The sequence below is a fragment of the Clostridium oryzae genome, from assembly GCF_002029235.1.
Classification (GTDB): Bacteria; Bacillota; Clostridia; order Clostridiales; family Clostridiaceae; genus Clostridium_AE; species Clostridium_AE oryzae.
Genome location: NZ_MZGV01000007.1, coordinates 50001 through 69349 on the forward strand (window position 1 = coordinate 50001; position 19349 = coordinate 69349).

17 protein-coding genes are annotated in these 19349 nt (G+C 31.7%); 15 read left to right on the forward strand and 2 right to left on the reverse strand.

Annotated elements, in window-relative coordinates; genetic code table 11:
• Window positions 1-2: 2 nt before the first annotated feature.
• The 4 genes from CLORY_RS04885 to CLORY_RS04900 all read left to right on the forward strand — a co-directional run bounded on the left by CLORY_RS04885 (window position 3) and on the right by CLORY_RS04900 (window position 4567).
• On the forward strand, window positions 3-596 hold the full coding sequence (locus CLORY_RS04885; RefSeq protein ID WP_079422392.1) for a GNAT family N-acetyltransferase: 594 nt from the start codon (window positions 3-5) through the stop codon (window positions 594-596).
• Window positions 597-1117: 521 nt separating this feature from the next.
• The gene (locus CLORY_RS04890) at window positions 1118-2080 is read left to right on the forward strand and encodes an Rpn family recombination-promoting nuclease/putative transposase (protein ID WP_341456633.1); all 963 of its coding nucleotides are present in this window, start codon (window positions 1118-1120) and stop codon (window positions 2078-2080) included.
• A 241-nt stretch (window positions 2081-2321) separates the two neighbouring features.
• Window positions 2322-3404, forward strand: coding sequence for a nucleotidyltransferase domain-containing protein (locus CLORY_RS04895; RefSeq protein ID WP_079422393.1), 1083 nt, complete (start codon window positions 2322-2324; stop codon window positions 3402-3404).
• Window positions 3405-3820: 416 nt separating this feature from the next.
• Complete coding sequence (locus CLORY_RS04900) at window positions 3821-4567, forward strand: HAD family hydrolase (protein ID WP_079422394.1); 747 nt, start codon at window positions 3821-3823, stop codon at window positions 4565-4567.
• Between the two features lie 272 nt (window positions 4568-4839).
• Here CLORY_RS04900 and CLORY_RS04905 read toward each other — a convergent pair whose 3' ends face one another.
• On the reverse strand, window positions 4840-5454 hold the full coding sequence (locus tag CLORY_RS04905; RefSeq protein WP_079422395.1) for a LysE family translocator: 615 nt from the start codon (window positions 5452-5454) through the stop codon (window positions 4840-4842).
• A gap of 125 nt (window positions 5455-5579) precedes the next feature.
• Between CLORY_RS04905 and pdxR the strand changes: the two genes are divergently transcribed.
• The 7 genes from pdxR (at window position 5580) to CLORY_RS04935 (ending at window position 10875) form a co-directional block, all read left to right on the forward strand.
• Complete coding sequence (gene pdxR / locus CLORY_RS04910; RefSeq protein WP_079422396.1) at window positions 5580-6965, forward strand: MocR-like pyridoxine biosynthesis transcription factor PdxR; 1386 nt, start codon at window positions 5580-5582, stop codon at window positions 6963-6965.
• Between the two features lie 252 nt (window positions 6966-7217).
• Window positions 7218-8006: a WD40/YVTN/BNR-like repeat-containing protein gene (locus CLORY_RS04915; protein ID WP_079422397.1), complete on the forward strand. Its 789-nt coding sequence runs from the start codon at window positions 7218-7220 to the stop codon at window positions 8004-8006.
• Between the two features lie 88 nt (window positions 8007-8094).
• Window positions 8095-8844 (forward strand): phosphotransferase, encoded by a 750-nt coding sequence (locus CLORY_RS04920; RefSeq protein WP_079422398.1) that lies wholly within the window; start codon window positions 8095-8097, stop codon window positions 8842-8844.
• Between the two features lie 76 nt (window positions 8845-8920).
• The gene (locus tag CLORY_RS23710) at window positions 8921-9277 is read left to right on the forward strand and encodes a hypothetical protein (protein WP_242954339.1); all 357 of its coding nucleotides are present in this window, start codon (window positions 8921-8923) and stop codon (window positions 9275-9277) included.
• 45 nt (window positions 9278-9322) lie between these two features.
• Window positions 9323-9667, forward strand: coding sequence for a hypothetical protein (locus tag CLORY_RS23715; RefSeq protein WP_242954340.1), 345 nt, complete (start codon window positions 9323-9325; stop codon window positions 9665-9667).
• Window positions 9668-9714: 47 nt separating this feature from the next.
• Window positions 9715-10323 (forward strand): protease inhibitor I42 family protein, encoded by a 609-nt coding sequence (locus CLORY_RS04930; protein ID WP_079422399.1) that lies wholly within the window; start codon window positions 9715-9717, stop codon window positions 10321-10323.
• Between the two features lie 63 nt (window positions 10324-10386).
• Window positions 10387-10875 carry a hypothetical protein gene (locus tag CLORY_RS04935; RefSeq protein WP_079422400.1) on the forward strand — a complete coding sequence of 163 codons (489 nt, stop codon included), beginning with the start codon at window positions 10387-10389 and terminating at the stop codon, window positions 10873-10875.
• 762 nt (window positions 10876-11637) lie between these two features.
• Here the strand turns inward: CLORY_RS04935 and CLORY_RS04940 are convergent.
• Window positions 11638-12915, reverse strand: a complete 1278-nt coding sequence (locus CLORY_RS04940; protein ID WP_079422401.1) for a D-alanyl-D-alanine carboxypeptidase family protein — start codon at window positions 12913-12915, stop codon at window positions 11638-11640.
• A 138-nt stretch (window positions 12916-13053) separates the two neighbouring features.
• Between CLORY_RS04940 and CLORY_RS04945 the strand changes: the two genes are divergently transcribed.
• The 4 genes from CLORY_RS04945 to holA all read left to right on the forward strand — a co-directional run bounded on the left by CLORY_RS04945 (window position 13054) and on the right by holA (window position 19252).
• Entirely contained in the window at window positions 13054-13716 is a 663-nt protein-coding gene (locus CLORY_RS04945) for a helix-hairpin-helix domain-containing protein (protein ID WP_079422402.1), read from the forward strand.
• A gap of 193 nt (window positions 13717-13909) precedes the next feature.
• Entirely contained in the window at window positions 13910-16378 is a 2469-nt protein-coding gene (locus tag CLORY_RS04950) for a P-type ATPase actuator domain-containing protein (RefSeq protein WP_079422403.1), read from the forward strand.
• Window positions 16379-16457: 79 nt separating this feature from the next.
• Window positions 16458-18209, forward strand: coding sequence for a ComEC/Rec2 family competence protein (locus CLORY_RS04955; RefSeq protein WP_079422404.1), 1752 nt, complete (start codon window positions 16458-16460; stop codon window positions 18207-18209).
• 26 nt (window positions 18210-18235) lie between these two features.
• Window positions 18236-19252, forward strand: a complete 1017-nt coding sequence (holA, locus tag CLORY_RS04960; RefSeq protein ID WP_079422405.1) for a DNA polymerase III subunit delta — start codon at window positions 18236-18238, stop codon at window positions 19250-19252.
• Window positions 19253-19349: the final 97 nt, after the last annotated feature.

The window sequence follows — 19349 nt, forward strand, 5'->3', positions numbered from 1 at the left end:
TTATGAAGGTTGAAATTAAAAGATTATCACTAGAATTAACAAAAGATTATATGGATTATTTTGATAATGTAGCTTTTTCCGATAATTCTGAATGGAGCGGTTGCTACTGTGTTTGGTATCATTGGAATGATGAATTAGAGAATGAGTGTAGCAAATATACTGCGGATGGTGGAGGTTGTTTTAAGCGTGAACTTGCAATAAAATATATTCAAAATGGTATTTTGCAAGGGTATCTGGCTTATGCAGATGGTTCTGTTGTGGGTTGGTGTAATGCTAATGATAGAGCTAACTATGACCGCTTGAGCAAAGAAAAGTATCCTGAAATATGGAGGAATGTTGATTGTAATGAAAGTGTAAAATCAATTGTATGCTTTACGATTGCACCACATATGCGCCGTAAAGGCATTGCAGCACAGTTGCTAGACAGAGTGTGTAGTGATGCTTGTGAAGAAGGGTACACCTATGTTGAAGCATATCCAGAAACAGGTAAGGCAAGCAATCGCAGCTATCATGGGCCTTATGCCTTATATGAAAAGTATGGTTTTTCAGTATACAAGGATTTGGGAAATGAAGCAATTGTGAGAAAGTATTTATAAGGCTTTGCAAAGGAACTTTTAAAGCAATGTGAAGATTGGCTAGAAGACAGGGCTGTAGTGAATTTGCAAGTGATTGCGAATTACACAATAAAGAAAGTTATGACTTCCATTTGTAAGTTGGTTTTGAGGAAGCAAACAGGATAATTTGTTTTAAAAAGATTTTATGACTAGGGTGAGAGTAATCAATTATAGTAGTTAAGATGGCAGTATGTAGATAGAATTATAGTTTATATAATGTTTTTTACTCTCTATTATTCCAGTGCTAAGAAAAGAACATAAGCTTTTCATTATATTCATATAGATCACAAGTATGAGGTGTTTAGCAGTGTTAATATAGTTAAATTCAGTTATTTAAATGATAACATTGAAGTGATATAATAAAGTTATAGTAATATATGTGAATTAAATTCTGAATAAAGATCATAATTAAAAATAGATACAGTGCGAGGACATATTACATTGTGATTATTCAAAATGGGCGAAGCCTACACAGTCAATATATTCACGAGGTAGAGTTCTTAATGCAACGTATAAAGATTGTATCAGTAAATGATGGAAAGAGGATATATTACGATATGACAACAGACTATAGGGATTTAGATAAATTTAATATAGAAGATGACTTCATTATGTCTCCAAAGGTAGATTTTGTATTTAAGCTGATATTTGGAGATGAAAAGAATAAAGATATTTTAATTGCTTTTTTAAGTGCTGTTCTAAGAGTTTCGACAGAAGAGTTTCAAGGAATAAAATTAATAAATACAGAGCTTTTAAGAGAGTTTAGAGAAGATAAAAAAGGGATATTAGATGTTAGAGTAGAGACAAAGCATGGAAAGCAAATTGATATAGAAATACAAATATTACCTACAGCTTTTATGCCGGAAAGAACCTTGTTTTATTGGAGTAAAATGTATAATAGTCAGATAATTCCTGGGGATACTTATGATAAACTGAAAAAATGTATAACAATAAATGTTGTAGACTTTGAGTGTGTACCTGTAGATAAAGTACATACAACTTACCATATTACAGAAGATGAAACAGGGTACAAATTGACAGATGTATTAGAGGTGCATTTTCTAGAATTGCCCAAATTAAAGAGATTAGACAGCATAAAAGATAGTGCTGATCCTATATTAGACTGGCTACAATTTATTAATTCAGAATCTAAGGAGGGGATGATAATGCTTGCAGAAAAAAATGAAAATATTAAAACTGCTTATGAAGTATTGCAAAGAGTAAGTAAAGATAAAGAGGCAAGAATGGCTTATGAGGCAAGACAAGCAGAAATAATGGATCAATTGACAAGAGAAAAAACTGCCAAGCAGGCAGGTATAGAAGAAGGAAGAGAAGAAGGAAGAGAAGAAGGGGTAAAGGACGTAGCGAAAAACTTAATTTTAATTGGATTGGATATGCTGACAGTAATGAAGGCAACCGGTCTTACGGAAGAAGATATTAAAAGCATAAAAGATGAATTACACTAAATCTTAAGCTAGAGTTTAGAAAAAAATTAAACTCTAGCCTTTTTATCTATATAATAATGATTTTTGCTTTGAGCTGTCATAAAATATCCTATTGAGGATAAAGGCCTAAGTTACTAATACATAACTGAAGGAAGCTTTTTGTGTAAAAACTATACAGAAGCAATTGTTATCTTTTTAAAGTAGGTAACTACCGTTAAAATATAAGTATGTATTTAACTTGATTAATAAGAAGGTGTTATTTATGGATGAAAAAACAAGACAGCAATTATTTGATAAAAATAATTCAATAATCAATATGGTAATTGAGCGAGCAAAAAGAGATTTCCCAGAAGATATTGCTATCATTGGACTTACAGGATCTTTTAGCACAGGAGACTATCATGAAAAAAGCGACCTTGATCTGATTATTATCAACAATAATGATCGCGGATGGGGGATAGCTTCTTGTTTCATACTAGAAGATGTTGGGTATGATATTTATTGCACACCATGGGAAACTAGGATTGAAGCAGAAGCTCAACTAAAAAGCCCTCTGATTTCTCATTTGGTTGATTGCCAAATTCTATATTGTGCTAAGCCCGAGTATTTAGTAAGATTTAATGCTTACAAGCAAAGAGCTCTCGACGCCCTTGCTAAACCAATAGGAGAAGAATGTATTGAACGGGCTAAAAACTGTATTGACCTAGCCAAGCAGGAATATGCCAATACCATGCTTTCAGAAAATATAGGAACTGTAAGATATGCAGCAGGTGGAGTTTTGTACAACCTGATAAATGCCATAGTAAATTTAAATAACAGCTACTTCAAACGTGGTATTAAAAGGTATTTAGAGCAAATGGCTACTTTTCAATATATACCTGACGAATTCGAAAAAAGGTATATGAGGGTGATTAACGCTAAGACAATACCTGAAATACGCACTGCTTCACATGAAATGCTAAAAAGCGTTATTAATTTGTATGATGAGATGTATGCGAATTTAGTAAAACAACCTGTACCCACTTATGATAATCTTCGAGGTACCTATGAAGAATTATGGTGCAATTATCGCAATAAGGTCATAGTAAGTGCTGAAGCAAAGGATAAATCCTATGTTTATCATGCAGCCTTGGGAGCGCAAGGCTTTCTTGACGAAATGACAAAATATCGAGGCACGAAAAAGTTTGATTTAATGCAATATTTCAATGCAGATGATCTAACATCATTTAAAGAGGACTTTCTTAGGGTCATGGATAAGTATTTAGAAGAGTATCACAAGGTTGGACGGAAAGTAGAACGATACGGTTCTATTGAGCAGCTATACAATCATTATATGAAAGATTGATGATTTTTATCCAGAATTAGTTGCAGTATTTGATGAAAGAGCCTAAATGCAAGTGCTTATATCATTTATACTTTATGTTTATTCAGAATAATTTTAGAGGCAGTTCAAATTATATGAACTGCCTCTTGGGATTTCAGCTAACCAATGGAATCTTGATTTAGCTTCTTTTTTATTTTCCTTATGCTATCAATGCTCAAACCGGTTCCCTGTGCAACTAAGTCTTCACTAATTCCTAAAATGTATCATTGTCTTCAAAGTTCATTAAGTCACTTCTCTGAATATAATCTTTTTCCATAGTTACAGGTTTTATTCAAAGAGCAGGTGACAGGATGGTACAGGTTTATAAAAAGGAAGTGGTATAATTATCCTTAGATTAAATTGAAATTAAAAATTATGATTTTGGATGGAGTGATACTATGAAATCACCTAAAATGATTCTATTTGATTACGGGCATACATTAGTTTATGAGCCTGCAGAAGATCATATTAAGGGAGCTGAAGCAATTTTAAGTCATGCTACCTATAATCCTAAAAATATTACAGCGGAAGAGTTGAACAGACGTCAAAAGGAACTATTTGATGAGCAATCCTCCGTTTTGAGAGCAAGGGATTTAGAAGTCATGGGACAAAAACTGGACATGCTTTTGTTTGAAATGCTTGGTTTGAAATTTGATCTTACGCCAAATGAACTAGAATATGAGAGTTGGATAGCAACTGAATCAATTGAACCAATGGAAGGAATTGGAGAGGTACTTACATATTTAAATGAGAACGGGATAAGAAGTGGTGTAATTAGTAATATGGCTCACTCTGAAAAGGTACTAGCAAGAAGAATTAACGAAATACTTCCTATGAACAAATTTGAATTCATTTTGGCTTCAAGTGAATATTTATATCGAAAGCCGCATCCTCATATGTTTGAAGTAGCTATTAGTAAATCACAGTTAAAACCAGAAGATATTTGGTATTGTGGGGATAATATTGTTTTTGATGTGGAAAGTTCAGCTGCATGTGGAATGTTTCCTGTATGGTATGAAAGTAGAATAAAATGTACTTACCGCAAACCTTTTGAAACAGAGCCAGAATGCGAGCATCTGCATATTAGAAGCTGGAAGGAATTGATAAAAGTGTTGCAGCTGCTGTCTAGAAAGGTGCTGATATAATTAAAGATATTAGGAAAGTACCTACAGGATGAAATATGACTGTAAAACATAGAGACGGGATTATTGTAGAATATGTAGAACGTAATATAGATTAGAAATAACACAGCATTAAATTTAGAGGTTATAGATTGTGTTGTATGAGATGAACATCTTCCAAAACTAACGGAAGAATTTTCTAACTGGAAGTTTAAATAGTTAATAGGATTTTCTTTTCTGGTTGAAGGAGGTATTTTTCAGTCGACGGAAATCACTTTCTACTCTTTTTAAATATTCTAAATCGAACTAAATGCAAGCTGGATTGCAAAAACGATAAAGATAATACCAAATATTTTTTGAATTGAGGATATCCTTTTTGGAGAGTTTATAAAAAACTTATTTGTTATCCCTGCTAGTAAGCCATATCCTATAAAAACCAAGAGCGTAAGGAACATAAATGCAAATCCATAAAACAAACATTCAGTCATATAATTACCACTAGTTGACTTCGCATATTGAGGCAAGAACGAGAAAAAAAATAAAGTAAGTTTCGGATTGAGTAAATTAATAAGAATTCCGCTGCGAATTATCTTGCTCACTTTTTCTTCTGAATCACCATTTGTTAGTTCAAAACTTGTTTTTGATCTTATCATACCAATACTAAGATATAACAAATACAGGGCACCAATTAGTTTTAGAATGAGGAAAGATTCACTGTTCATCTTCATAATAAATGATGAAAGTGCAATACTTACACATAAGTGTGGGATGATTCCCAAAGTACAACCAAGAGCAGCAAATATGCTGGCTCTTTTTCCTTTTGTTATTCCTGTTGAAATCGTATATGTAACTCCTGTACCTGGAATTAATATGATGATAAATGATGTAATTAAAAAGCTGAATATATTCATAATGGCCTCCTAATGTATTTTTATTACTGATATGATATAATGTAGCATTATATAGTGGTCATGATAAGAGCCACATTTTGATGATTTTTAAGGAACCATTTTAGTGAAGTGCAGAAGGTGTTTATATGAATTTTATAAATATTGATAGAGAATCTAGAATTTCTTTATCGAGACAACTTTATATGTATTATAAAGAATCAATTTTAAGTGGTAATCTGAAATCAAATGATAAACTTCCATCAACACGAGAATTATCAAAAGATCTAAATATTGCAAGGAATGTAGTGCTAGATTGCTATGAGCAGTTAATGGCAGAAGGGTACATTTATACGAAAAGTGGTTCAGGGACTTATATATGTGAAGGGTTGAAGTTCCAACAAAATAAAATAAGAATGGAATCACACTGTAATAAAAGTGATAATGGTATAGAAAAAATATCATTTCGTACTGGGGTTCCGGATTTAGATAACATACCTGTTAACAAATGGGCACAGGTGTATAAGGAAAGTATTCTTAATATAGAAGTGACGCAGATGGATTATCAAAATTCTTTTGGAAGTTATGAATTACGTTCTGAGCTTTCTAGTTATTTAGAACGCGTCAGAGGTGTATGTACTTCTCCTGATAATATACTGATTACCAATGGTGCAGCACAAGCTTTTTCTCTATTATGTCAACTGGTGGAAGCTCATGAATATGTACTAGTTGAAAATCCGCTTAGTTATGGCATTTTGCATACATTAAAGAGTAATAAGGTGACTATGAAACCAATTAGGGTTGATGAACAGGGGATGGTTATTTCTGAATTACCTAAACTGCCTCCAAAATTGATATTCACAACACCAAGTCATCAATTTCCAACAGGAGTAGTCCTTCCAATTAATCGAAGAATTGAAATGATAAAATATGCTCAAAAACATGGGACTTACATTGTAGAGGATGATTATGACAGCGAATTTCGATTTGATGGAGACCCCATACAGTCTATGCAATACTTAGATCCAGAAAAAGTCATTTATGTAGGAACGTTTTCTAAGACTTTAATGCCAGCATTAAGAATAGGATACATGGTTTTACCTGATAAATTGCTTCGAAAAATAGAAGATATAAAGTATGTGGCTGACCTCCATTCACCAAATTTTGAACAAATTGCATTAGCAAAGTTTATAGAAATAGGTCTTTTTGATCGACATATCAGCAAGATGCGAAGATTGTATCTTAAAAAGCGAAACTATCTTACTCAATGTCTTGAGAAAGAGTTTGGTGAGCGTGTAACGATTACCGGCGCTCAGGCTGGGATGCATTTTGTAGCTAAATTTAAAGATGTTACTTTTGACAAAGCTCTTATGAGGAAGATTGGTGAGAAAAATATAGAAATCATAGCTATGAATAAGCATTATATATCGGATAATTCAACTTCCCAAGCAGACAATTCATTAATATTTGGTTATGGCAATACAAAAATTGAACAAATGGAAAAGGGGGTAAGATTGTTAGCAGATATTATATGAAAGCAAGTGTCAATGACAAATCTGAGCATTTTGTGACAGGTGGAAATTCAGCTTTTGGGCTGAATTTCTTCAATAATTATTACTTCTTAGTTCTTACTTCTTACATATCTGAAAATTTCAATTTGTAACTGAGGTATGTAATGATTTATATGCACTTGTAATTATGATGTAACCAATAGTTACCAACAAAGTAATATTATAAGAATATGATGCGGTAATCACACATATTATTTAATATTATGGAGGAATGTAATGAAAAAGTTCATCATTCTTGTTATGGTCTGCTCGTTGATTTTATCTGCTTGTTCTCCAAACAAAACAATAAAAAGAAAAATTGATAGCAATAAGAATAAATCAAAACATTCAGTAGTAAGTAAATCTTCAGAAAAAGATAAAAAAAGTAATAATTCCAATATAGAAATGCAAGGTTTTACTCCTATTGGCGTTAAAATTGTAAGGTATAATGAAAAAGAATTATATTCGGATGCAGTTTTCATAAACTCGAAAATAGGGTGGAAAGCAGTTTATACTGATTGTGCTATGTTTCATCAGCCGGCTTTACTCTATAAGACTATAAATGGTGGAAAGAAGTGGTTCTTGATTAATTCGACGAAAAAATCGTATCCATTAATGAGTAAGACTGGTATTACATTTTTAGATAAACAAACCGGATGGGTTACAACATCAACACCTCGATGCGGATATGTTGGGTTATTTAGATCGTTGGATGGAGGTACAACTTGGAAATATCAACATGTAGATGTACCACACAAATACAAAGGGTGGACGCTGGGAACTTATCCGCCAGTTTTCTTTTCTAAAAAAGACGGGATTCTTATAGGCCAGGAATATAAAGAGAAGTTACTTGTATATGTGACACATGACGGTGGAAAGGCATGGAAGCTAATTGCAAAAAATTCAACGAGTGGCAAAATAAAATGGGACGTTCATGTTAATGATGAAAATCTGCTCTGGACAGTTATTTATGACGGTGTGAAATGGAAATCAAAAGATATTTATAGGTGGGATAAAAAAAGATAGATGATTAATGATTGTTATCCAGAATTAGTTGTAGTTTTTGCCGATTTTTTTTATGAATTAAATGTAGTTTTATAAAGGAGAAAAATAGATGAGATATGGGAAGTTAATTGGTGTAGGCAATACAGCAAGCGTATATGAATGGGGAAAAGATAAAGTGCTTAAACTTTTCTATGCAGATTATCCTAAAGAAGCGATAGAAATAGAATTTCATAATGCCATGATGATAAGAAATATAGATTTTGCAAAACCAAAAGCATATGAAATAATCTTCTATGAAGAGAGAATTGGCATTATATATGATATGGTGAAAGGTGAATCCCTGTTGGATTGGGTTATGAAAACTGGTAATGTGCAAGAATGTTCAGTGTATATGGCAAAGTTACACAAAACAATCATTCATAATAAGGTTAGCGATGTACTAAACTATAAAGATTTTTTAAAGTCTCATATACCAAATACACCATCAGTTAGTTTAGAGAAACGAGAAGAAATATCGCAAATGATAGAGAGATTACCAGAAGGGAACACACTTTGTCATGGCGACTTTCATCCAGGCAATATACTTATATCGGAGGAACACACAATGGTTGTAGATTTTATGAATGTGTGCCATGGATATTATTTATACGATGTTGCAAGAACTGTATTTTTGGTGGAATATACACCCGTGCCAAAGCAAGTAGGTAATAGAGAACTTCTTTTACGATTAAAGAAAACACTGGCAGATTTGTACCTTATTCAAATGAATGTTACTAGAGAAATGATACAAGATTATCTATCAGTTATCATCGCTGTTAGAGAAGGTGAATGTCCAAAGAAACAATTAAGTCCAAGATGAAATATAGGTGGATAACTTTATAATATTTTCAAAATAAGTAGTAAATTAATGTTAATAGACGTAATGCAGATTACCAATGAGAATTGATTTAACAGTTAAAATAGATTCACCAGCATTTTATTTATTTTTAGGGAATGGACATATAAATTTTGGAACACCATGGTCAGACAACAGAAGAATAGATGATATTATAGAACCAAACCATAAAAATAGATTTTTTCATAATCATATCCCTATGAACGAATTTGTAGATATATCAGTAATATATGATTTTAAAGCCATGCAGATATTCATCAGCGGCGAAGAACGATTCTATTCAAAAAAAGAGAAATATATGAAATCAAAGTTATTAAAAGAACTTAATGAAACAGTAAAACCTGGAGAGAAGCCAAGCTTTGAAAACTGTATATCCAAGCTTCCACAGGAGTTGTGAGATGAAATCATAAAAACGGACAAATTTCTGTGCTCATTAAAGCCAATGAAATTTAAGCGGCAGATAGAAAAGCATGGAAATAAAATAACATATTTAGCATCAGATTATGGTTTTTCATATGCATTACGTCCAAGCAATGATGTATTAACTCATTCTTTAGGATGGTACATAATAACAAGCAGTAAGCCGCAATTCTCGCACAGAAAAGATGATATGATGGAAGCTACATTAAACAAATCAGCAGAAACTTCGGAGGAATTTGCTGAAAGAATGTTTTGTAATTTATTGGAATGTATAGCCTGCAGAAAAGAGTGTGCAGTCAGAACATTGTATGAATTTAAAGGAAAAAAGAAGGTAGTCTGTCATGGGCTTATTGAATTTAAAATGTGAATTTCTGATTTTGAGGACGCAAGAAAGAATGAAAGTATGGTGAATAGATGAATTATAATGTAATAAGAACATATGGTAAAACTATATTGGTTACCGTTTTAGTCATTTTAGTTTTTGTCATCGCAATAAGGTTTATATTTCCAAAAAGTCACGTCATTTTAGACAAACCAAAAAATCAATTACTAAAATATAGTTTTTATATTGGAAAATCTAAAAATTTAGGAAAGGTTTTATCAAAACAAACCTATAATTATACTACAGAGATAAATAAATACATTATTGCAGTAATTGAATACAATTCTTCTAAGGCCGAATTAAGACAATATGAAGTTAAGAATAACGAAACCCTCAATATAACGGTGTCATCAAAATCAAGATTTATTATATCACTTCCAGCAAATAGAACAATCATGTGTACATGGAATATAAAAAATAATATAAAAAATGATATATTTAAACTTGATAAACGTGACTGGATTGAAATACCAACACCTAGATCACAAATAGGAGAAAAAGGTACTAACTATGATAGACAAGATTTTTACTTTACACCTTTAAAGAAGGAAAGTACAAATATGAAGATAAGATATGAACATCAAACATTAAAAAATGATAAGTACTATTTTGATATAAATTTTAATATCAAAGCTAAATAGCTACAGTAATTAGGATATGATATTAATAAAGTAGCTTTATAGGAAGTGGATAGCAAAATAAAAATGGCAACTTTTAAGTATATACCTGATAAATTTGAAATAAAGTATATGAAGGTGATTAATGCTAAGACAATACCTGAAACACGCATTGCTTTGCATGAAATGCTAAAAAGCGTTATTAATTTGTATGATGAGATGTATGCGAATTTAGTAAAACAACCTGTACCCACTTATGATAATCTTCGAGGTACCTATGAAGAATTATGGTGCAATTATCGCAATAAGGTCATAGTAAGTGCTGAAGCAAAGGATAAATCCTATGTTTATCATGCAGCCTTGGGAGCGCAAGGCTTTCTTGACGAAATGACAAAATATCGAGGCACGAAAAAGTTTGATTTAATGCAATATTTCAATGCAGATGATCTAACATCATTTAAAGAGGACTTTCTTAGGGTCATGGATAAGTATTTAGAAGAGTATCACAAGGTTGGACGGAAAGTAGAACGATACGGTTCTATTGAGCAGCTATACAATCATTATATGAAAGTGTGAGATTACGACAGTCTTTTATTACACAGCTTTCTTATTTAGTGAACAAGCAATAAAACCGAATAAAATTAATAAAATAAAAGTGTTTTGTTAATATTAAGAGTTAGGGCATAGAAAATGTTTATAGTCGGGGTTATCTAAGCACGCTCATTATTATTCGCAGATAACCCGTTTAAGGCTATTTAGGCCTTTAACCAACAGATCAACTTTACGTACCTACAGAGCACTGCAAAAGGGTCAGGGAGCGTAGCGGACGCTGCAGCGATAAAAGGTCTAAATGACCTTTTATGGATCACCTTGCGAGTGGCAACGAGCAGGATTAGGTGGTTCCGGTCCGGAGGACATAGGTGCCCCTCCGGAATCGGCGATTAGCCGATTTTTTTACTCTTTAGGAAATTATGTATTTTGCCAATTGTGGATAATTCTAAATTAATATCAAGATACACTCCTAAAGAGTAAAGAGAAAAGAGAAAAGTGAAGGAAGAAATCGCCTCCTTAAGAAGCCAATTTCATTATATGGTGTTGTATATTTTATTTAGTTTACGTTTTTATGATTTAAGCTGTTTGTCCAAAAGATGTAATTATATAATATACGAAGTGATATGAAGATAATTCTTAAGAAAATACTATTAATTAAATAAACAAGAAAAAAATTTGGAAGAAGTAATGTAGAAAATAGTACTTTGTAAATGCATAGAGACGGTTAAAGGGGTGAGTGACCGTAGAAGGCATTTTTCAGCCGACGGAGGCCACTCACCCCTTATTTTATCTGTAGTTTGAATAGTCCGTATATCCGTTGTATCTTCTCCTGTTTCTTCTAATTCTAAATCTATAAAACAGTACAAGTGCTGCTAGCAATATAAGTCCTAAAGAAAAACCTAATACGTTTTTATGAGATTTAACAACGTTTCCTGGAGCAGGATTTTTAGGTGGTTTATAGCTAGAACCACTAAGAAGCGGAATGATTGTTTTATTAGAACCATCTTTTACAACTATAGTTCCAATTTTATCTCCGGAATTTATGGTTTTGCCAGCAAGAGATTTCTTATCATAGTTCAACGTATAATTTGGTGAAGTATTATTACTGCTTTTCTTTATGCTGTAATAAAAGTTGTCTCCTGCTAATGCAGTAAGCTTTACGCTATTTCCGATCTTTATATCAGATAGCTTGTCATCTTTTTTAAAAAGCTCTTTTGTAGAATAATTCTTAAATCCATATTCAAAAAGGTTTTTTGCATCACCATAGTATCCAAATGTAGATTTGCTATTGACTAACGTAACAATAAGTGTTCTGCCACCTTTTTTTGCTACTGCTACGTAGGAATGGTGCGATTGCACAGTGTATCCAAGTTTGCCCCCAACTGCATATTTGTAATAAAAAGCAGTTCCGTTTCTTACCATTCGGTTTTTGTTCCATATATATCGAGTTACTTTACACTTATTATTCTTAGACATTTTATGTGTAAGAGTAGTAGCTATCTCAAAATATTCTGGATGTTTTATAAGTTCCCTATATATAAGTGCAAGGTCTTTTGCAGATGCAATATGATTCTTATTGTATAGTCCGCTGGGATTAACGAAATTAGAATCAGTGCAGCCTAACTCTTTAGCCCTTTTGTTCATTAATTTAACAAATTTTTTTTGTGTCCCTGATATATATTCTGCTAATGCTTCAGCACAATCATTTCCTGATTGAAGGTTCAATCCGTATAGAATATCTATAACCTTTGCCTTTTCTCCAATCCTTAGACTGATAGAACTTCCTTCAGCGTAAGGCGGTTTTTTTCCAACGGTTATAACATCATCTAAATTTCCTTTTTCTAACGTAAGCAGAGTTGTAAGAATTTTAGTCGTCGAAGCAGGCGGATAAGCTTTATCCTTATTTTTAGAGTATAATATCTCGCCGGAATCAGCATCCATTAAAACAGCACTGCGGGCTTCTGGGACAGGTAGCTTATTCTGTTTATTTTTTGCGTATGTAACATTTGGAATATTCGTTACTAAAAATAGAGTTAATAATATAGAACTAATACTTTTTTTCATAATAACCTCCGAAAAAAGTCAGATATATAAATTATAGCAAAAAAAATCTTATATAGCGATAGATTTTTACAAATTGGCAATAATTTAAAATACAGGTGTATTTACTATAAACTGAAACAAACTGTTAGGGGGTACAATATGAAAAATCAAAAAAAGATAATTGGTTCCATTGTTATAGCTATTATAATAGTTATTTTAACCATGGTAAGTTTTATTAATTCGCGAAATCAAAGCAATAATAATGAAGACATATTTGTTGAAACTGAGCAAGGAGACAATACCGGTGAGGAGAAAGACAATTATGCCTCAAATAAGAACTATACGCAAAATATGCAAACAACTTCAGAAATAAAAGTTGAAATAAAAGGAGAAATAAAGAAACCAGGAGTGTACACTATGGAGCAGAATAGCAGGCTTCAGGATCTTATCTATAAAGCAGGCGGCTTTAAAAAAAACGCAGATAAAGAGAATATTCCAAGTTTAGCAAAAAAGCTGATGGATGAAGAATGCATAGTAATATATAATAAAAAAGAAGGACATAATAATAAGTCTGTAGCAGTCATCAATAATAGTACTGATAAAAGTATTGAAGTTGGTGCAGCTCAGGAAGTAATAAATATTAATACTGCGGATTTAGATGGACTTCAAAAAATACCAGGCGTAGGTCCAGTTACTGCACAAAATATAATTGACTATAGAGAAAAAAGCGGAGGTTTTAAGAACGTTCAGGATATTACCAATGTGGATAGAATAGGTGAGAAGACCTTTGAAAAAATGAAAGACAGTATAACTGTGCAATAAATCCAAAAAAATTAGAGATATAACGAATATAATTAAAAAGTTAATTAAAGAAAAAAGAAATTACTACGAAACTAAATATGTAGAAAGTATGTTATGAATCTAAAATTGGAAGCTGATAAATTAATTACTGTAATTACGAATTATATTCATTAGTAATTTTATTTTAATATAACTTCTTAAAGGGAGTAGAGATATGGAAAAAATCTATAGAAATTCTTGGAATATAGTTGTGGAGCTTCTTGGGAGTGATAGCAATAAGGGGTTAAGTTCAAGTGAGATTGAAATTAGAAAAGCAAAATATGGTCCCAATATAATTAGTATTAGTTTTAAAAAAATTATAAAGATTTTGCTAAAATATATATTTCAAATCTGGCCTATTATTTTCATAATAGATGGAGCTATACTTATTTATTCAAAAGAATATGCCTACGGTGCAGTATTCATTTTGTTAACTTTGATTGGCTATTTTTTGCAGATGGGTTTGGTAATAGTAAAAGCAAGAAAGCTGGCAAATGTAAAAAAATACAATAAGCAGTTGGTAACGACGATAAGGGATAATAAAATAGTTAATATACAGGCGTCTGAACTGGTGGTTGGCGACATAGTTATACTTAGAGCAGGTAATATAGTACCAGCAGATATCAGAATTATAGAATGTGAAAAACTAAGGGTAAGAGAAAACATGATAACTGGACAGAATGGAATAGAAGAAAAATATTCCACGAAGATAGAAGAGGAAGTAAGCGATTTATCTTCGATGAAGAATATTATCTTCAAAAATTCTGTTATCGTGAAAGGTGATTGTACAGGGGTTATTATAGCGACTGGAATGCAGACACAGGCTGCGGAACTTATCAATGCTATGGCGGATATATGGGTTAAAGATGAAGACTATTTTAAGGGTATAAAGAAAAAGTTTGCTGTCCATTGTGGTTTTATAATATTAATGATAGCAGCTATATGCGGATTAGGACAGTTTATATATGGACGTGCCTTTGATAGGGTTGATTTTGCTGCAGGAGCACTACTAAGCGGAACTATAAATAACGCAATAATGATATTTATTATCTGCTATTTCATAGCAATGATATATGTAGATGATGAGAATAAAAGAATACTTAAGATAAATATGCTAAAAAACATAAATGATATAGATACGATGATTATGGATAAATGTGGTATTTTAAGTGACAGAGAAATGAATATTAGGTATGTTTTTACGGATCAAATCGAGTACAGCACTTCAGAGATAAAAAAAGGGGAAAGTAATAATCTTGATAGAATGCTGGAGTGCGGCCTTTTGTGCATGGCTAACATTGATGCTATTTCTGAGGTGCACAGGGATTATAACGGAATAATGGAAAGGTGTATAGCTAGAAACTGGGAGGAAAAGTTTGGTGATTTCATACTTCAGGAAAATTTGCAGCGCAAGAGTATGATACCATATGATAAGGAAAGACAGCTATTTACAGCTGTGTATTCTATAAATGATAAACACAGAGTATATACTAAAGGTATTTTCGAGAGAGTTATTGATATTTGTACACATATTATGAAGGACGGCTTAGTAATAGAAATTACAAAAGAGGAAATAGATGTTATAAAAAATAAAGTTATTGAGGCTGAGAGTCAAGGCTTCAATGTTGTTGCATATGGTTATAGAAGTTTTAATTATGAACCTACAGTTGAAGAAAATATAGAGAGTAATATGGTGTTTGTTGGTATTATAGTGTTTGAAAATTGCATTTATAATAGCTCTCAAAAATTTATAACTAATCTTAAGTTATTAAATGTGGAGCCTAAGTTTATAACTGGTGATACAAAACTTTCTACTTTATACTGGGGGCAGAAAATAGGAGTACTGAAAAATCTGAATCAGATAATTACGGGAGTGGAAATAGATAATATGTCTGATGAAGAATTGGACAGGCTTGTTCCCAAGGTAAAGGTTTTTTGTAAAATGTCTACAGAAAATAAACTTAGAATTGTAGATTCGTTGAAAAGAATGGAAAGAAAAATTGGATTTGTAATAGAGGATAACTATGATTTTACGGCTGGTTCAAAAGCAGATATAAATATAGATGTCTCTTCTGGAGGCAGTGAGCTTGTTCATGCAATAAGCCATATGAAAATAACGGATAAATTTATTAAGTCAATAATCGATGTATTTAATTTTGGAAAAGAGTATTGCTATAAATCATGGCAGTTAATTAATTTCATTATGATAACTATGATGACAGTATTCTTTAACTTTGCTTTTTCATATAGTGCAGATAAAAAAATAGATTATAGTAATATAATATGGATAAGTATATTTAACTGTACTATTATGATTATGATTATTTTTGCTGACAAACCAAAGAAAAAAGAAGATTTAGTAGAAGACCAATTTAGTTATTATGAAGATAGGCTTGTCTATGATATTCTTATTCAATATGTAAAAGCTTTTATATTAGTATTAGCTGCTCAGCTTGTTAATTACATAAGCCAAAAATATCTAATGGTTAGCATTAATACCTGGTACATAATTAATGTTTTGCTTATGTTCTTATTGAATAAATATAGAATGCAGAAAAGAAAGATATTTTCAACCAGTAATGCTGTCTATGCTACTACCATTATAGTAAATATTGTTATAATCGCTATTGCTGGTATTAAATAGGTTTGAAAATAAACATATTGGTCATACTCCAATATATAGGGCTCTTATTATAGAACAATATATATTGGAGGTATAGGAAATGATAGAAGATAAACCAATAGTGTATTACTCAATTTTTATGATCTTCGGATGCTTTGAGTCATTTCTCATACTAAATAGAAGTATTGCAGCTGCAATGATATTAGCTGTATTTTTTTTATTTGTGATGTTTTGCAGCCAGAAATGCAAATTTGTGCTTATTGGAATAGTTTTCTTTTTAGCTGGCTGTTTTAATTATTATATATATTTTAATATGAATATAAGTAAAGGTACTGTGCTACGTGTAGTTAATGTACAGCAGTACTATATTACTGCCATCTATGATGGAAGAAAAATTACAGCAGAGACCTATGATAATACCATAAAAGCAGGAGATAAAATCTTTGTGCAAGGAGAGTTTAAAAAAGAACCAGAATATGAGAAAGGCATAATTGGCCGCTATAAAATTAGCAAGATAGTAAGCAGGAAACAGGATTATATTAGCAGCATGTACATATTTAAAGAAAAGCTGTATGCTAAATTAAAACAATTTATTGGAGACGAGTATGCAGGTAATGTATTGGGGGCAGCTTTTGGAGATACATCCCATATAAGCAGTTCATCCAAGAATGATATGAATCAGCTTGGAATAGTTCATATAATAAGCGTATCAGGGATGCATATGGCCCTGATATATAAAATATTCGAGGAAATAGCAGGCTTTAAAGCAGCTGTAGCAATATCAATTTTTTACTGCATCCTTACAGGGACTACAGGTGCTACGGTAAGATCTCTCATAATGATTTTTATATATAAATTATCTAAGAAAGTTTATAAAAATTATGATGCTATATGCTCTCTAGCTTTTTCATCTATAATCATTTTCTTTATATATCCCTATGCAGTACTAGATATCGGATGCATACTTTCTTTTATGGCTATGCTTGGAATTATACTATATTATGAAACGATACGAAAGAAACTTGTTTTTATGCCATCCAAACTAAATGAGTATATAAGTCTAAGCTTAAGTGCACAGATATTTACACTGCCTGTTATAATAATAACTTTTAACTTTGTAAGTACAGATTTTTTACAAGGAAACATATTTTTAGTACCGCTGTACTCGGGAATAGTAGTACTTGGAAATTTGGCAGCGATAGTTATGAATATAGATTTGCTATTTAAAGCGGTTTGCACATTTATCAATATAAATATGCAGCTCATTGATCTTATAAAAGATGTACTTATAAAACTTTCTTTTGGAGGGGTATATCTTTCCTATATAGATGCTATGAGCATTATGGTAATATATATATGCAGTAAGCTTTATAAGTACATAAATAGAAAATATTTATATCTCCCTGTATTTATGATTATTATCTATATGTATTATTTCTACTCTATACCAATGGATATAGCATATATTAAGATAGCCTCTAAAAGAGGTGTAATATTAAGGCAGGGTTTTAGTTCAATTGCTGTGGTGAGTAATGATATAGATAAAAATAAGTATGATATACTGAAGAAAAAATTTAATGTAAAAGAAGTATTTTCTATAGCAGCAAATCAGCAATTAAGAATAAAAGTTAGAAATGAGAATATCTTAGTAGGGCAGAAGGATAAAGAATTAGCATTGAGTATTGCATCTTACAGCCACAGTGTTAAAATAAATTTTGTGAAAAATCAGTCAAGACCGTATAATGGGTACAGCTATGGTATAATATATATACCTTATAGGGACAGTAGAAATTATTATGATGAATTAGTAGATTATAAAGCGATTAATGGAAAAACGTATAGATTTAAATAGAAAATTAGATTTTGAGGTAGAGTATTATGGACTTTGATGCTTTTGAGCAGAATATAAAAAAGAAAATCTTCAAGAACTGTTATGTGCTTTATGGTATCGACGAGAACCTTATGAAAGAAGCTGTAACACTTCTAACAGATAACATGATAGATAAAAATTTTATGGATTTAAATTTCGTAAAATATGACGGTGAAAAGGTATCTTATGATGATATTATAAATGCCTGTGAGACATTGCCGTTTATGAGTGAAAGAAAGCTGGTCGTAGTTTATAGAGCTAATTTTCTTTCAGACAGCGAAGATAAAGAAGGAAAGAAGAAGTTCGAAGCTCTCAGCAGCTATATAGAAAAGCTTCCAGATTATTGTACTCTTGTTATGTATTATGTATTCGAAAATGATAGGGAGAAAGCCAGCAGCAGAGTAAAAAAGCTGGAAAAAAAGTGTGAAACAATAAAGGTAGACAGACTAAAAGGGGACAGACTATATAGAAGAGTTAATGAACTGTTTGAGTCTAAGGGAAAAGAGATTAACAGGGCACTTTTAAAGTTTTTTTGTGACCATGTTGAAAATAATATGGATATTATGAATTCAGAGGCTGAAAAGCTTATTGCTTATACGTTAGGCAGAGAGATAACTAAAAAAGATATAATGGATTTGCTTTCACCAACTAACGAGGATGATATATTTGATTTGGTAGATTTCTTAGCTCAGAAAAAGCCGGAGAAGGCTATTAATATTTTAAACGAGCTTATATTCAGAGGCGAGAATATAGGGTCAATAATGTATATGATTGTTAGACAATTCAGACTGCTCTTTAATATAAAGCTTGGCGTTTCCGAAGGAAAAAGAAAGGATGAACTAGCAAAAGAATTAAGGCTTCATCCTTACATATGTGAAAAGATGATGGCTCAAAGCGGAAAATTCACGCTTACCCAGTTAAAAAATTGTATGCACAGGTGTTTAGATGCCGAAGTTAAGATTAAAAGCAGCAGCATAGATAAAAAACTGGAGATGGAGATGCTAATAATTAACTCAGTACGATAGTGACAAAAAATGTTGTGATTTTGCTGGATATATAGACATGAAGAGAATTAAATTGAAGATTTTAGAGAAAATATCTATATAAGTTGCAATAAAGTTC

Coding starts and splice junctions, on each gene's coding strand:
- CLORY_RS04885 (WP_079422392.1), top strand. CDS start 3: ATGAAGGTTGAAATTAAAAGATTATCACTAGAATTAACAAAAGATTAT.
- CLORY_RS04890 (WP_341456633.1), top strand. CDS start 1,118: ATGCAACGTATAAAGATTGTATCAGTAAATGATGGAAAGAGGATATAT.
- CLORY_RS04895 (WP_079422393.1), top strand. CDS start 2,322: ATGGATGAAAAAACAAGACAGCAATTATTTGATAAAAATAATTCAATA.
- CLORY_RS04900 (WP_079422394.1), top strand. CDS start 3,821: ATGAAATCACCTAAAATGATTCTATTTGATTACGGGCATACATTAGTT.
- CLORY_RS04905 (WP_079422395.1), bottom strand. CDS start 5,454: ATGAATATATTCAGCTTTTTAATTACATCATTTATCATCATATTAATT.
- pdxR (WP_079422396.1), top strand. CDS start 5,580: ATGAATTTTATAAATATTGATAGAGAATCTAGAATTTCTTTATCGAGA.
- CLORY_RS04915 (WP_079422397.1), top strand. CDS start 7,218: ATGAAAAAGTTCATCATTCTTGTTATGGTCTGCTCGTTGATTTTATCT.
- CLORY_RS04920 (WP_079422398.1), top strand. CDS start 8,095: ATGAGATATGGGAAGTTAATTGGTGTAGGCAATACAGCAAGCGTATAT.
- CLORY_RS23710 (WP_242954339.1), top strand. CDS start 8,921: ATGAGAATTGATTTAACAGTTAAAATAGATTCACCAGCATTTTATTTA.
- CLORY_RS23715 (WP_242954340.1), top strand. CDS start 9,323: ATGAAATTTAAGCGGCAGATAGAAAAGCATGGAAATAAAATAACATAT.
- CLORY_RS04930 (WP_079422399.1), top strand. CDS start 9,715: ATGAATTATAATGTAATAAGAACATATGGTAAAACTATATTGGTTACC.
- CLORY_RS04935 (WP_079422400.1), top strand. CDS start 10,387: ATGGCAACTTTTAAGTATATACCTGATAAATTTGAAATAAAGTATATG.
- CLORY_RS04940 (WP_079422401.1), bottom strand. CDS start 12,915: ATGAAAAAAAGTATTAGTTCTATATTATTAACTCTATTTTTAGTAACG.
- CLORY_RS04945 (WP_079422402.1), top strand. CDS start 13,054: ATGAAAAATCAAAAAAAGATAATTGGTTCCATTGTTATAGCTATTATA.
- CLORY_RS04950 (WP_079422403.1), top strand. CDS start 13,910: ATGGAAAAAATCTATAGAAATTCTTGGAATATAGTTGTGGAGCTTCTT.
- CLORY_RS04955 (WP_079422404.1), top strand. CDS start 16,458: ATGATAGAAGATAAACCAATAGTGTATTACTCAATTTTTATGATCTTC.
- holA (WP_079422405.1), top strand. CDS start 18,236: ATGGACTTTGATGCTTTTGAGCAGAATATAAAAAAGAAAATCTTCAAG.